This is a genomic window from Streptomyces sp. NPDC050508 (assembly GCF_040655155.1).
GTDB lineage: Bacteria > Actinomycetota > Actinomycetes > Streptomycetales > Streptomycetaceae > Streptomyces.
On the sequence record NZ_JBFAJJ010000006.1, the window covers coordinates 66146 to 80397 of the forward strand.

Genomic DNA, 14252 nt, shown 5'->3' on the forward strand with positions numbered 1-14252 from the left:
TTCTAGAACAGGACGCTCATGAACGCGCCGACCTCTTGGAAGCCGACCCTCAGGTACGCCCGTCGTGCCGGTGTATTGAAGTCGTTCACGTAGAGGCTGACCACGGGGGCCACGTCCGCCAGGGCGTAGCGCAGGACCGCTGCCATGCCGGGGGCCGCCACGCCCATCCCCCGGTACTCGGGGGCGACCCAGACGCCCTGGATCTGGCATGCCTTGGGCGTCGCGGCGCCGATCTCGGCCTTGAAGACGACCTTGCCGTAGTCGTCGAGGCGGGCGAACGAGCGGCCGGAGCCGACGAGTTCGGCCACCCGGGCCTGGTAGAGGAGGCCGCCGTCGCCGGCCAGCGGGGAGACGCCGACCTCCTCGGTGAACATGGCGACGCACGCCGGCATGATCGCCTCCATCTCGTCCTTGCGGATGCGACGGACGTAGGGATCGGGAGCGACGTCGGCGGACATGTGGTCGGTGACCATGAGGGGCTGGCGGGAACGGACCTCGCGGGCCGGGCCCCAGCTCGGTTCGAGGAGGCGCCACAGCAGGGCGGTGGCCTCGGCGGGGCCCACGATGGAGGAGCAGCGCCGGCCGGCCCGGCGGGCGCGGTCGGCGAAGGCGCGGACGGCTCTGGGGGTCGCGCAGATCGGGACGAGGTTGGCGCCCGCGTAGCAGAGGGACGTCAGCATGCCGTCCTCGTACCAGCCCCACATCTCGCCGCCGAGCCGCCACGGGTCCAGGCCCGCGACCTGCACCCGCGAGGTCACGAAGGCGTTCGTGACCGGCTCGCGGTCGAGCACGGCGAGCGCGGCGTCCAGGTCGCTCGGTTCGAGCACCCGAGAGGTGGTCTGGGTCAACACGTACGGGGCCTCACCCTGAGGGTCTGCTGATCTCCGCACTGTACCTGCGGAAGCTGAGCGGTGCTTTGTGTTGCCGCTTGCTTCTCAGTGGGGGTGGGGTAGGTCGCCGCCGTCTCTGGGGGCTGCCGCCCCCGGGCCCCCGCTTTCGGCCTGGACGGCCTCGTCCTCAAGCGCCGGACGGGCTGATTGTGTCGGCCTGTGCTGACAGGTGACGCCCAAGTCCCTGACCGGTGAAGCCCAAGACCCTGCCGGGTGAAGCCCAGGCGCCCGCCCTGGCCAGGGAAGCCCTGCCGCCTCAACAAACGGAACCCAAGACCACCTCATCAAGCAAAACCCCCAGACCTCGGCTGGCGAAGCGCTAAGGCCTCGACAAGCGAAGCGCTGAGTTCTCGGCAAGGGCAGCCCTGAGACCTCAGCAGGAGCAGCCCCACGGTCTGGACATGTGCAACCCCGACACCTCGGCATGTGAAGCCCCCCGACCCGACAAGTGCGGCCCCAAGACCTCGACAACCGAAGCCTCAGGGCCTCGACAGGTGCGGCCCCAAGACCCTAGCCCTAGCCCTAAGCGGACCCGGTGAAGTCGACTGCGGTTCGGTAGCGCCCCGAAGGGGCGCGGGGAACTGCGCGACCAGCCACGACGGTGCCGCAGTCGTTCGACGGCCTTCGCAGCACTTCCAGCGGAGCGCTTAGCAAGGGAAGCCCCAAAACCTCGACGAGCAAGACCCCAAGGCCTCGACTCATCGGCATGGCCAGCCTCAAGACCTTTCAGCGCGCCACAGACCTTTTCAGCCCGCCGTAGTCTTCGGCCCACGCCAGACCTCTTGACCCGCCACGGACCTTCAGCTGCCGCCAGACCTTGCAGCCCGCCACAAGTCCTCAGCTGACGCCAAGCCTCTTAGCCCGCCGCCGACCTTCAGCCCACGCCCGGGCCTCTCGACCCGCCACAGACCTTCAGCCCACGCCCAGACCTGCCGACCCGCCACAGACCTTCAGCCCACGCCCAGACCTTCAGCCCACGCCCAGACCTTCAGCCCACACCCGGGCCCTCAGCCCGACACAAACCTTCAACCCGCGTCAGACCCCTCGGTCCGCCACAGACCTCAGCCCGCGCCCAGCCCCTCAGCCCGCGCCAGACCTCTCAGCCCAGCCCAGACCCCTCAACCCGCGACCGACACCGAAGGCTCGCCGGAAGCGATGCCGTCCGCCTCCATCTGTTCGGCGATCTTCATCGCCTCCTCGATCAGGGTCTCTACGATCTTCGACTCGGGGACGGTCTTGATGACCTCGCCCTTGACGAAGATCTGGCCCTTGCCGTTGCCGGAGGCGACTCCGAGGTCGGCCTCGCGGGCCTCGCCGGGGCCGTTCACCACGCAGCCCATGACGGCCACGCGCAGCGGGACCTCCATGCCCTCCAGGCCCGCCGTGACCTCCTCGGCCAGCTTGTAGACGTCGACCTGGGCGCGGCCGCAGGAGGGGCAGGAGACGATCTCCAGGCGGCGGGGCTTGAGGTTCAGGGACTCCAGGATCTGGTTGCCTACCTTGACCTCCTCCACCGGCGGGGCCGAGAGCGAGACGCGGATCGTGTCGCCGATGCCCTGCGAGAGCAGCGCGCCGAAAGCCACCGCCGACTTGATCGTGCCCTGGAAGGCCGGGCCCGCCTCGGTGACGCCGAGGTGGAGCGGGTAGTCGCACTGGGCGGCGAGCTGGCGGTACGCCTCGACCATGACCACCGGGTCGTTGTGCTTGACCGAGATCTTGATGTCCCGGAAGCCGTGCTCCTCGAAGAGGGACGCCTCCCAGAGGGCGGACTCTGCGAGGGCCTCGGGGGTGGCCTTGCCGTACTTCTTCAGGAGTCGACTGTCCAGCGAGCCCGCGTTCACACCGATGCGGATCGGGGTGCCGTGGTCGTTCGCGGCCCGCGCGATCTCCTTGACCTTGTCGTCGAACTGCTTGATGTTGCCGGGGTTGACGCGAACCGCCGCGCAGCCCGCCTCGATCGCGGCGAAGACGTACTTCGGCTGGAAGTGGATGTCCGCGATCACCGGGATCTGGGACTTGCGGGCGATCGTCGCGAGGGCGTCCGCGTCGTCCTGCGTGGGACACGCCACGCGGACGATCTGGCAGCCGGACGCGGTCAGCTCGGCGATCTGCTGGAGCGTGGCGCCGATGTCCGACGTACGGGTGGTCGTCATGGACTGCACCGACACCGGCGCGTCGCCGCCGACCGCCACGGTGCCGACCTGGATCTGCCGGCTCTTGCGGCGCTCGGCGAGCCGGGTCGGAACGGACGGAATGCCGAGAGAAATCGCAGTCATCTGCTGTGCAACCCCAAGTCGTGGATCAAGGCCCCGGTCCCGGAACAGCGGGCTCCAGGCTTCGAGATTACGTCAACCGCACGGGCCCGAGCACATCCCGGCCCTAAACCCACTCAATGGAGAGCGGCCCGGCACAAGAGATGCCGGGCCGCCGCGAACCAGGGGTGACTAGGAGATTTTCACCGGGTTAACCACGTCCGCCACCAACACCAACAAGGTGAAGCAGACGAAGATCCCCGCCACCACATAAGCCACCGGCATCAGCTTCGCCACGTCGAACGGGCCCGGGTCCGGGCGCTTGAGCACCTTCGCCAGGTTCCGCCGCAGCGCCTCCCACAGTGCGCCCGCGACATGCCCGCCGTCGAGCGGGAGCAGCGGGAGCATGTTGAAGAGGAAGAGGGAGAGGTTGAAGCCTGCCACCAGCATCAGGGCCATGGCCAACTGCTGGGTGGGCGGGATGTCGAGCGTGAAGATCTCGCCGCCCACGCGGGCCGCGCCGACCACGCCCATCGGGGAGTCGGCCTGGCGGGGGGCGCCGTCGAAGGCCGCGTTCCACAGGGCCGGGATCTTGCCGGGGAGGGCCGCGATGGAGTCGACGGCCTCGCCCATGCGGTCTCCCATCCAGGTGACCGACTCGCCGAAGTTCTGGCGGACGATGCCGGTGGCCGCGCTGAAGCCGAGGAAGCCGGCGGTGACGTACTGGCCCTGGACGATCTGGCCGCTGGAGTCCTTCTTGGCGACCTGGTTCGAGGCGATCTTCGCGTGGAGGGTGAGGGCCTGGCCCTTGCGCTCCACGACGATCGGGACCGTCTTGCCGGGGGTGGCGCGGATCAGGTCGGAGAGCTTGTTCCAGTCCGTGGTCTTGACGCCGTTGAAGCTGACGATCTTGTCGCCGGCCTTCAGGCCCGCTGCCGCCGCCGGGGAGGCCGGGTCGGACTTCTTGCAGGTGTCGCGGTTCTGGCTCTGCGCGATGACGCACTCGGAGACCGAGCTGACCGTGTTGGTCTGCTGCGAGATGCCGAAGCCCATCAGGACGGTGAGGAAGAGCGCCACCGCCAGGATCAGGTTCATGAAGGGGCCCGCGAACATCACGATGACCCGTTTCCAGGGCTTGCGTGTGTAGAACAGGCGGGACTCGTCGCCGGGCTCCAGCTCCTCGAAGGCCGCCGAGCGGGCGTCCTCGATCATGCTGCGCCAGGGCGAGGTGGAGCGGGACTCGATCCTGCCGTCGGGGCCGGGCGGGAACATGCCGATCATGCGGATGTAGCCGCCGAACGGGATGGCCTTGAAGCCGTACTCGGTGTCGCCCTTCCGCTTGGACCAGATGGTCGGGCCGAAGCCGACCATGTACTGGGGCACCCGGATGCCGAAGAGCTTCGCCGTGGACAGATGCCCCAGCTCGTGCCAGGCGATCGAGACCAGCAGGCCGACCGCGAAGACGACTATGCCGAGGATCATCATCAGGGCTGTCATGCACGGGCCTCCGCGTTCGCCGTGGTCGTCTGCGCTGTCAGTTCGCGGGCCCGGGCGCGTGCCCAGGTCTCCGCTTCGAGGACGTCGGACACGGTAAGCGAGGTTCCCGTGGCCGGTGTCCCGTGTTCCTCGACCACTCGTGTCACCGTCTCCATGATTCCGTTGAACGGCAGCGCGCCCGCGCGGAACGCCTCCACGCACTCCTCGTTGGCCGCATTGAACACCGCCGGAGCCGTGCCCGCGAGCTGTCCCACATGCCGGGCGAGGCCGACCGACGGAAACGCGTCGGTGTCCAGCGGGAAGAACTCCCACGTCGACGCCTTGCTCCAGTCGAACGCGGGCGCCGCGTCGGGGACCCGCTCGGGCCAGCCGAGCCCGATGGCGATCGGCCCGCGCATGTCGGGGGGCGTCGCCTGGGCGAGTGTCGAACCGTCCGTGAATTCCACCATCGAGTGGACATACGACTGCGGGTGCACGACCACCTCAATGCGATCGAAGGGAATGTCGTACAGCAGGTGCGCCTCGATCACCTCCAGACCCTTGTTCACCAGGGTCGCGGAGTTGATCGTGATCACCGGGCCCATCGCCCAGGTGGGGTGCGCGAGTGCCTCTTCTACGGTCACTCGCGCGAGGTCCGCCTTCGTACGGCCGCGGAACGGGCCGCCGGACGCGGTGACGACGAGCTTGCGGACATCGGCGCGGGTACCGGCCGCGAGGGCCTGGAAGAGCGCCGCGTGCTCGGAGTCCACGGGGATGATCTGGCCCGGCTTGGCGAGCGCCTTCACCAGCGGGCCGCCGACGATGAGCGACTCCTTGTTGGCGAGCGCGAGGACGCGGCCCGCCTCCAGGGCGGCGAGGGTGGGCGCGAGGCCGATGGATCCGGTGATGCCGTTCAGCACGGTGTGGCACTCGGAGGCGGCCAACCGCGTGGCCGCGTCCGGTCCGGCGAGGATCTCGGGGAGCGGCTCGCCCGCGCCGTACTGCGCCGCGAGCGCTTCGCGCAGTGCCGGTACGACGTCCTCGCGGGCGACCGCCACGGTGTGCACCCCGAGCCGGTGGGCCTGTTCGGCGAGGAGGGCGACCCGGCCGCCGTTGGCGGAGAGCGCGGTGACCCGGAAGCGGTCCGGGTTGCGCAGCACGAGGTCGATGGCCTGGGTGCCGATGGACCCGGTGGACCCGAGGATCACCAGGGCCCTGGGACCGTCGCCCACGACGGGGTCGTAGACGAGATGTGGGTCGGCGAGGGGTGCTGGGCTGTCGCTCATCCCTCCATTGTTGCCGCAACGGGTGGCCAGGTGGACAGCGGTTCCCTCGGGCGGGTGGCTTATCAGCTCTCGTCGGTGATTGAAGGGAAATCCCCCTTTGTGAATACGGCGTGAAGGTCTTGTGATAACACTTCAGTCCTGCGCCGGTGGACGACCGGCCAGTGGACGACATCCTGGGGGGATTCTCCATGCGGATACGCGCTGCCCTGCCCGCGCTCGCGGGCGCCGCGATACTCACCGGCACCCTGCTCAGCACCCCGGCCGAGGCCGCCGGCGGGGTCACGATCTACCACGTCTGGTTCGACAGCCCGGGCTCGGACAACCGGTCCAACACGAGCCTGAACGGCGAGTGGGTACAGATCAAGAACACCAGCCGGTCGGCGATCTCGCTCAAGGGCTGGATCCTGAAGGACGTCTCGAACCACCGGTACACCTTCAAGAACATCAAGATCGGCGCCGGCAAGTACATCAAGGTGCACACCGGCAAGGGCACGGACACCGCGTCGAACACGTACCAGGGCCGCGCCGCCTATGTCTGGAACAACACCAGCGACACGGCGACGCTGACGAGAGCGACCGGCAGCAAGGTGGACACCTGCTCCTGGACGACGCGGGATCCGAGCGACAAGTACTGCTGATACAGGGTCAGTTGACGGGGCGGTGCAGGTTCTCCGCCTTGGACGGGCCCGGGGTGGTGTCAGCGATCCAGGGTCCGTCGCCCGACGGGTCGACGATGCCCTCCTCCAGCCATGTGTAGGCGCCGCCCATGACGCCCTTGACCACCTTGCGGTCGAGGTCGTCGGTGTTGGTCCACAGGCGGCCGAAGAGTTCCTCGACGCGGATGCGGGACTGTTCGCAGAAGGCGTCGGCGAGTTGGTAGGCCTCGCGGCCGTGATCGCCCTGGGTGCGCAGGAGTTCGGCCCGTACGCAGACCGCGCTCATCGCGAAGAGTTCCGCGCCGATGTCGACGATCCGGCCGAGGAAGCCCTGCTTGGTCTCCATGCGGCCCTGCCAGCGGGACATGGCGTAGAAGGTGGAGCGGGCGAGTTTGCGGGCGCCGCGTTCGACGTAGCGAAGGTGCCGGGAGAGGTCGACGTCGTGGCGGAACTCGCCGTAGGTGCGCGGGAGTTGGCCGGTGCCCGCGACCAGCTTCGGGAGCCACTTGGCGTAGAAGACGCCCGCGTTGGCGCCCGCTTTCGCCTTGTCCTGGAGGGACTTGTCGGGGTCGATGAGGTCGCCGGCGACCTTGAGGTGGGCGTCGACGGCCTCGCGGGCGATGAGGAGGTGCATGATCTCCGTCGAGCCCTCGAAGATGCGGTTGATGCGGAGGTCGCGCAGGACCTGTTCGGCGGGGACCGCTCGCTCGCCGCGGGCCGCGAGGGACTCGGCCGTCTCGAAGCCTCGGCCGCCGCGGATCTGGACCAGTTCGTCGGCCATGAGCCAGCCCATCTCGGAGGAGAAGAGCTTGGCGAGCGCGCCCTCGATGCGGATGTCGTTGCGGTCCTCGTCGGCCATCTGCGAGGACAGGTCGAGTACGGCCTCCAGGGCGAAGGTCGTCGCCGCGATGAAGGAGATCTTCGCGCCCACCGCCTCGTGCTCGGCGATCGGCCTGCCCCACTGCTCACGCGCCGCCGACCACTCGCGGGCGATCTTCAGGCACCACTTGCCGGCCGCGACGCAGGACGCGGGGAGGGAGAGGCGGCCGGTGTTGAGGGTGGTGAGGGCGATCTTCAGGCCCGCGCCCTCGGGGCCGATGCGGTTGGCCGCCGGGACCCGGACCTGGTGGAAGCGGGTGACTCCGTTCTCGATGCCGCGCAGGCCCATGAAGGCGTTGCGGTTCTCGACGGTGATGCCGGGCGAGTCGGTCTCCACGACGAACGCGGTGATGCCGCCCTTGTGGCCCTCGCTCTTCGGCACCCGGGCCATCACGACCAGGAGGTCGGCGACCACGCCGTTGGTGGTCCAGAGCTTTACCCCGTCGAGGACGTACGCGTCCCCGTCCGGTACCGCGCTGGTCGCGAGGCGTGCGGGGTCGGAGCCGACGTCCGGTTCGGTGAGCAGGAAGGCGCTGATGTCGGTGCGGGCGCAGCGGGGCAGGAACTCCGCCTTCTGCTCGTCCGTGCCGAACAGCTTCAGCGGCTGCGGTACGCCGATCGACTGGTGGGCGGAGAGGAGGACGCCGACCGCGGGGCAGGCGGAGCCCGCCAGCGCCAGCGCCTTGTTGTAGTACACCTGGGTGAGGCCGAGGCCGCCGTACTTGGTGTCGATCTTCATGCCGAGGGCGCCGATCTCCTTGAGGCCGCTGATGACCTCGTCGGGGATGCGGGCCTCGCGTTCGATGAGGGCGGCGTCGATCCGGGTCTCGCAGAAGTCGCGCAGCTTGGCGAGGAACTCCTCGCCGCGCTGGACGTCGTCGTCCGGCGGGAGCGGGTGGGGGTGGATCAGGTCGAGGCGGAAGCGGCCGAGGAACAGTTCCTTGGCGAAGCTGGGCTTGCGCCAGTCCTGTTCCCGGGCCGCTTCCGCCACCTGCCGGGCTTCTCGCTCGGTGACGGTGGGTTTGCTGGATGGAGCGGACATGAGGCTCACCTCGCCGCGAATCGGGCCCTCGGACCATGGCGGTTACCGACGGGTGCTACCCGTTCGTATGTACCCGATCCACCGCGAAGCGGCCACCCTTCGCGCGTCCGTTCAGCCGATGTCGACGGAGTACGCCTTTGTGTCAAGTCGCCCCGAGCCCTTGAAGACCTCGGTGCCGGACTCGATGCCGGAGACGTACTTGTCGTTGCTGAGCAGCTTGCGCCGGACCAGGGCCTGGGTGAAGTCGTCGATGTTCAGGCTCGCCTTGGCGGTGTTGGCGGCGCGGACGAAGGAGTACACGTTCCAGCCGATGTCGCCCTGGTAGATGTCCCACATGGCGCCGTCGAGGCTGACGCTGCCGTACTTGGTGCCGAGCGGGCCGGCGCCGCCCTGCCGGTTGAGCCAGATCATGATCTCGTCGGTGGGCTGGTCGGCCCAGTCGGCGGTGTTCTTGGAGTGCAGCCACAGGTCGTACGCGACGTCGAGCGTGCCGGGGCTGGAGCTGAGCGCGAAGTCCCAGGTTGTCTTCACCGGCTTGCGGTCACCGACCCGGATCGGCAGTCCGGTGGTCGCCTTGTCGACCTTCCAGCCCCAGTGCCAGCCGAGAACGGTGCTCGCGTACGTCTTCACATCGGCGTCGGTGCCCTTGGCGTTGTTGGCCCAGCTGAAGGACGTACCCCACGAAATGGTGGACCCCGACCGGGAGTTGTCCCACACGCACTGGCTGCCGGTGGCCTTGTCGCGTCCCCACTGGTTGTTGTTCACGTAGTACTTGCCGAGCGTGACGGTGTCGTCGGCCGTGCACTTCCTGCTCGACTCACCCGCCTGGGCGACGGTGACACCGGCGACGGCCGTGAGGGCGACCGAGACGGCGGCCAGCACCTTCGCCTTCTTCGAGAGGCGGGGTCTGCGGTGTTGCATCAGGGGTCCTTCCGGGGGACGGTTCGTCTACGACCTCTCAGTGGCCGCCGACCCGCCCGGAGGTTGCCTCACCGGCGCGGACAATCTCACCGAGTCCCGTCTGTCGAGAAAGTGTCGAAGCGCTTCGACAACCTATGGACACCCACACCGCCTGAAGCTAATGTCGAACCACCCTCACTCGCCCTTGTCAGCAACGCGCACTGTCGAAGCGCTTCACAAAGCTTGGAGAGCTGGATGGTCACCCTCGCCGAGGTCGCCCAGCACGCCGGAGTCTCGGCGAGCACGGTGAGCTATGTCCTCAGCGGCAAGCGGTCCATCTCCGGAGCCACCCGGCAGCGGGTCGAGCAGAGCATCCGCGAGCTGGGCTACCACCCGAACGCGGGCGCCCGCGCCCTGGCCAGCAGTCGGTCGAACATCATCGCGCTGATGGTGCCGCTGCGCACGGACATGTACGTGCCGGTGATGATGGAGATCGCCATCGCCGTGGCGACCACCGCCCGCCTGCACGGCTACGACGTGCTGCTGCTCACCGGCGAGGAGGGTCCCGACGCGGTGCGCCGGGTCACCGGCAGCGGGCTCGCCGACGCGATGATCCTGATGGACGTCGAACTCGACGACGAGCGGCTGCCGTTGCTGCGCGGCACCGACCAACCCTCCGTACTGATCGGCCTCCCCGCCGACACCACCGGACTGACCTGCGTCGACCTCGACTTCGGGGCGACCGGCGCGCTGTGCGTCGAGCACCTCGCCAAGCTCGGCCACCACGACATCGCTGTCATCGGCGAGGCCCCCGGGGTCTACGAGCGGCACACCGGTTTCGCCGAACGCACCCTCGACGGACTCCGGTCCCGGGCCCGGGAGTTGGGCCTGCGGGTGCTGCACCGGCCGTGCGAGGGCGGGTACGACGCGATGACGACGACCCTGGCCCGGATCTTCGACGAGCGCCCCGGCACCACGGGCTTCGTCGTGCAGAACGAGTCGGCGGTCGAGCCGCTGCTCGCGCTGCTGCGCCAGCAGGGCCGGGCCGTGCCGGAGGACGTGTCGGTGGTCGCGGTCTGCCCCGACCAGGTCGCCACCCAGGCCTCGGTGCGGCTGACGTCCGTCGCCATCCCCGCGCAGGAGATGGGCCGTTACGCCGTGGAGCACCTGGTGGCCAAGCTCGACGGCCGCGGCAGCGACGAAGTCGTGCTGATCGCACCGGAGTTGACGATGCGGGCGAGTACGGGACCGGCGCCGTCGGCTTCTTGACCAGCCACGCTCCACGTGTTTGTGCGGTTACCCCCTGTCTGCTTTCCTCCAGGAGCACTCCTCGTGAATCAGCCTGCCGAAATCCAGTCCGAGGTCAGCCTCGCGCAGTCCTCCCCCACCATCGGAACGTTCCGTGAGAGGGACGGCGCGCTGGAGTGGAGCGGACGCCAGGAGACCGTACGGATCGAGCCCTGGGGTCCGGACGCGGTCCGGGTACGGACCCGGCTCGGCGGACCGGTCCTCGACGGGCTCCCCGGTGCTCTTCTCGACGAACCCCCCGCCGCGGACGGCTCGATCAAGATCGGCGACGGTGAAGCACAGCTGACCGTGGGCGAGTTGACCGTCCACGTCGACGCCGAGGGCCTGATCCGCTTCCTGCGCACCGAGGACTCCAGCGAGCTCCTCGCCGAGGCCCGCGCCCACTTCTGGTGGCCCGGCTCGCGCCTGTACACGGCGGTCGGCAACGGCCACCACCGTCTGGAGCAGCGCTTCGCCGCGTACGAGGACGAGAAGCTGTACGGCCTCGGCCAGCACCAGCACGGGCGGTTGGACCAGAAGGGGCTGGTCCTCGACCTGGTGCAGCGCAACGCCGAGGTCGGGATCCCGGTGCTGGTCTCCAGCCGCGGCTACACCCTGCTGTGGAACAACCCGGCGATCGGCCGCGTGGAGCTGGCCGGCAACGGCACGCGCTGGGTGGCCGACTCGGCCCGGCAGATCGACTACTGGATCACCGCGGGCGCCCCGGCCGACGGCCAGCGCCGCTACAGCGCGGTGACGGGCCGTACGCCGATGCTCCCCAAGTGGGCGGCGGGCTTCTGGCAGTGCAAGCTGCGCTATCGCACCCAGGCCGAACTCCTCGCCGTGGCAAGGGAGTACAAGCGCCGCGAACTCCCGCTCTCGGCGATCGTCTGCGACTTCTTCCACTGGACGCACCTGGGCGACTGGAAGTTCGACCCGGCCGAGTGGCCCGACCCGGCGGCGATGGTCCGCGAACTGGACGAGCTGGGCGTGAAGTTGGTGGTGAGTGTCTGGCCCTCCGTCTCCCCGCTCAGCGAGAACCACTCGGTGCTGGAACAGCGCGGCTATCTGATCGGCACCCAGTACGGCCCCATGGCGCACGCCGACTGGCCGGACAAGGGGGTCGCGTCGACGGTCCAGGTGGCCTTCTACGACGCGACGAACCCCGAGGCGCGCGAGTTCCTGTGGTCGAAGATCCGCGACAACTACCTTGTGCCGTACGGCATTACGGCGTTCTGGCTGGACGCCTGCGAGCCCGAGCTGAAGCCGGGCTTCCAGGAGAACCTGCGCTACTGGGCGGGTCCGGGCCTGGAGGTCGGCAACATCTACCCGGCGGAGAACTCCCGCACTTTCTCCGAGGGGTTGCGCGCCGAAGGCATCGGTGACGACGAGATCATCACCCTCAACCGCTCGGCGTGGGCGGGCAGTCAGCGGCACGGCGCCGCGCTCTGGTCGGGTGACATCGGCACCGACTTCCCGACCCTGCGCCGCCAGATCGCCGCGGGCCTCAACACCGCGCTGTCCGGCATCCCTTGGTGGAACACGGACATCGGCGGCTTCCACGGCGGCGACCCGGACGACCCGGCGTACCAGGAGGTCATGGTCCGCTGGTTCCAGTTCGGCGCGCTGTCCCCGCTGATGCGCCTGCACGGCTTCCGCGACCCGGGCATGCCGCTGAGCCCCGACATGACGGGCGGCCCCAACGAGGTCTGGTCGTACGGCGATCGGGCCCTGCCGATCCTGGAGAAGTACCTGCGGCTGCGCGAGCGCCTGAAGCCGTACGTCCTGGACGTGATGCGCGCCGCGCACGAGGAGGGGCTGCCGGTGATGCGGCCGCTGTTCCTGGAGTTCCCCGGGGACCCGGCAACCTGGTCGGTCGACGACGCGTACCTCTTCGGCCCGGACCTGCTGGTCGCGCCGGTACTGACGGCGGGGGCCACGGCACGTACGGCGTATCTCCCGGCCGGCGCGTGGTGGACGGACGCGTGGACGGGTGAGACGTACGAGGGCGGCACGGCGGTCACGGTCGACGCCCCGCTGGACCGGATTCCGCTGTTCCTGCGGGACGGGGCGACGTTGCCGGTGGCGGAGTAGCGGTGGGGGCCCGGCCCGACCGGGGTTCGTATGCGAGATGAAGGGCGGCGGAAGCCGCGTCACCGACACGGTTCCCGACTGCTTGAACCCCGCGGCGGGGGTCCTCGCGCTGGTCGCCGCGGGCCGTGCGGGCACCGCGCTCCACAGAGCGGAGCGGCCCGGCGCCCGCTCGACAGGACCGGAGTTACTTACCGGTTAACCTCTCAACTCACAGGCATCGCAGGGCAGTTGGACAGGGTAGGTCGTACCCCTCCCCATCCCCTGCGAAAGGAACACACTGCCGTGTTCTCCGGTCCTCCGGCCCGTACCATGGCCAATCTGCTGCTCCGGCCGGGCTTCCGCTCCCGCCGTACGCCCGACGTCGTCTTCGACCGTCTGCTCGCGGACGCCGGGCAGGCGGAGGACGATCAGCGGTTCAACGACGAATTCCGGTTCCTGCTGCGATGTTGGGCGGGAGCCGAGAACCTCACCCCGGTCGGCTGGCTGTCGGCACGCGGGCACATCGGCCGGCATCTCACCAACCGGGCCCGCGTCCGGCGGCTGCTCGCCGAGCACCCCGACATCGCCGAAGAGCCCATCGACAGACCGGTGTTCGTGGTGGGCCTGCCGCGCACCGCCACCACGCTCACCCACGGTGTGCTGTCCCTGTCGGACGAGCACCGGTGCCCGCTGCTCTGGGAGTTACTCACACCCGAGCTCGAACTCGGCCCCGAGCAGCGGGAGAAGGCGATCACTTCCGCACGCCGACTGGTCGGTGGCATCGATCTGTTCACCCCGCGCTTCCGCGACATCCACGGCCTGCGCCCCGAGGGCCCGGAGGAATGCACGTTCGCGCTCCCGCACACCGTGATGCCCCTGTCCCAGGCCAGTATCCCGGAATACCTGGCCTGGCACGACGCCCGGGACTTCGTCCCCGACTACCGTCACCTCAAACAGGTCTACCAGGTCCTCCAGTACGGCCGCCCGCGCCGCCGTTGGGTGCTGAAGTCCCCGTTGCACCTGGAGAATCTGGAGGCTCTGCACGCCGTCTTCCCCGACGCCACGATCGTGTGGACGCACCGCGACCCGGCCACCGTCGTGGCCTCGTTCTGCAGTCTGGTCGAACACGGCATGACCGTCAGCACCAGCCCCCTCGACCTGCACGCCATCGGCGCCACCTGGCTGGAACTGCTGAGCCGCTCCGCGTCCCGTGGCCTCGCGGCCCGTGCCGCCGTCCCCCGTGACGCCCTGGTGGACGTGCCCTACTCCTGGCTCGGCACCGACCCGGCCGCGGGCGCCCCCAAGCTCTACTCGGCCGTCGGCGCCCGCTGGACCGACGCCGACGCGGCCCGTCTCCCCCGGATCGCCGCCCGCCCCAAGGGCACCCGACCCCACCAGTACGACCTGGCCCGCTACGGCCTCACGCGCGCCGACGTCGAGTCGGCCTTCGCGGACTACAACGCCCTGCGCGCCGAGGTCGACCGGGCGTGACCGAACGGGCCGGCCCCCGC

At 69.3% G+C, this 14252-nt stretch carries 10 protein-coding genes; 4 read left to right on the forward strand and 6 right to left on the reverse strand.

Going from position 1 to position 14252, the window contains the following annotated elements:
- Nucleotides 1–2: 2 nt before the first annotated feature.
- The 4 genes from AB0I69_RS18590 to dxr form a co-directional block, all read right to left on the reverse strand.
- Nucleotides 3–851: a GNAT family N-acetyltransferase gene (locus tag AB0I69_RS18590; protein ID WP_363096716.1), complete on the reverse strand. Its 849-nt coding sequence runs from the start codon at nucleotides 849–851 to the stop codon at nucleotides 3–5.
- A 1157-nt stretch (nucleotides 852–2008) separates the two neighbouring features.
- Nucleotides 2009–3166: a flavodoxin-dependent (E)-4-hydroxy-3-methylbut-2-enyl-diphosphate synthase gene (ispG, locus tag AB0I69_RS18595; RefSeq protein ID WP_363096717.1), complete on the reverse strand. Its 1158-nt coding sequence runs from the start codon at nucleotides 3164–3166 to the stop codon at nucleotides 2009–2011.
- A gap of 168 nt (nucleotides 3167–3334) precedes the next feature.
- The gene (locus AB0I69_RS18600) at nucleotides 3335–4627 is read right to left on the reverse strand and encodes a site-2 protease family protein (RefSeq protein ID WP_363097113.1); all 1293 of its coding nucleotides are present in this window, start codon (nucleotides 4625–4627) and stop codon (nucleotides 3335–3337) included.
- A gap of 8 nt (nucleotides 4628–4635) precedes the next feature.
- Complete coding sequence (gene dxr, locus AB0I69_RS18605; protein ID WP_363096718.1) at nucleotides 4636–5904, reverse strand: 1-deoxy-D-xylulose-5-phosphate reductoisomerase; 1269 nt, start codon at nucleotides 5902–5904, stop codon at nucleotides 4636–4638.
- Nucleotides 5905–6092: 188 nt separating this feature from the next.
- Here dxr and AB0I69_RS18610 point away from each other — a divergent pair, with 188 nt between their 5' ends.
- Nucleotides 6093–6542 carry a lamin tail domain-containing protein gene (locus AB0I69_RS18610; protein ID WP_363096719.1) on the forward strand — a complete coding sequence of 150 codons (450 nt, stop codon included), beginning with the start codon at nucleotides 6093–6095 and terminating at the stop codon, nucleotides 6540–6542.
- 7 nt (nucleotides 6543–6549) lie between these two features.
- Here the strand turns inward: AB0I69_RS18610 and AB0I69_RS18615 are convergent, their stop codons facing one another.
- Nucleotides 6550–8481, reverse strand: a complete 1932-nt coding sequence (locus tag AB0I69_RS18615; RefSeq protein ID WP_363096720.1) for an acyl-CoA dehydrogenase family protein — start codon at nucleotides 8479–8481, stop codon at nucleotides 6550–6552.
- A gap of 111 nt (nucleotides 8482–8592) precedes the next feature.
- Complete coding sequence (locus AB0I69_RS18620) at nucleotides 8593–9402, reverse strand: endo-1,4-beta-glucanase (RefSeq protein ID WP_363096721.1); 810 nt, start codon at nucleotides 9400–9402, stop codon at nucleotides 8593–8595.
- Between the two features lie 234 nt (nucleotides 9403–9636).
- Here AB0I69_RS18620 and AB0I69_RS18625 point away from each other — a divergent pair, with 234 nt between their 5' ends.
- The 3 genes from AB0I69_RS18625 (at nucleotide 9637) to AB0I69_RS18635 (ending at nucleotide 14232) form a co-directional block, all read left to right on the forward strand.
- The gene (locus AB0I69_RS18625; RefSeq protein ID WP_363096722.1) at nucleotides 9637–10650 is read left to right on the forward strand and encodes a LacI family DNA-binding transcriptional regulator; all 1014 of its coding nucleotides are present in this window, start codon (nucleotides 9637–9639) and stop codon (nucleotides 10648–10650) included.
- Between the two features lie 63 nt (nucleotides 10651–10713).
- Nucleotides 10714–12762, forward strand: a complete 2049-nt coding sequence (locus AB0I69_RS18630; protein WP_363096723.1) for a TIM-barrel domain-containing protein — start codon at nucleotides 10714–10716, stop codon at nucleotides 12760–12762.
- 309 nt (nucleotides 12763–13071) lie between these two features.
- Complete coding sequence (locus tag AB0I69_RS18635; RefSeq protein WP_363097114.1) at nucleotides 13072–14232, forward strand: sulfotransferase; 1161 nt, start codon at nucleotides 13072–13074, stop codon at nucleotides 14230–14232.
- Nucleotides 14233–14252 lie beyond the last annotated feature (20 nt).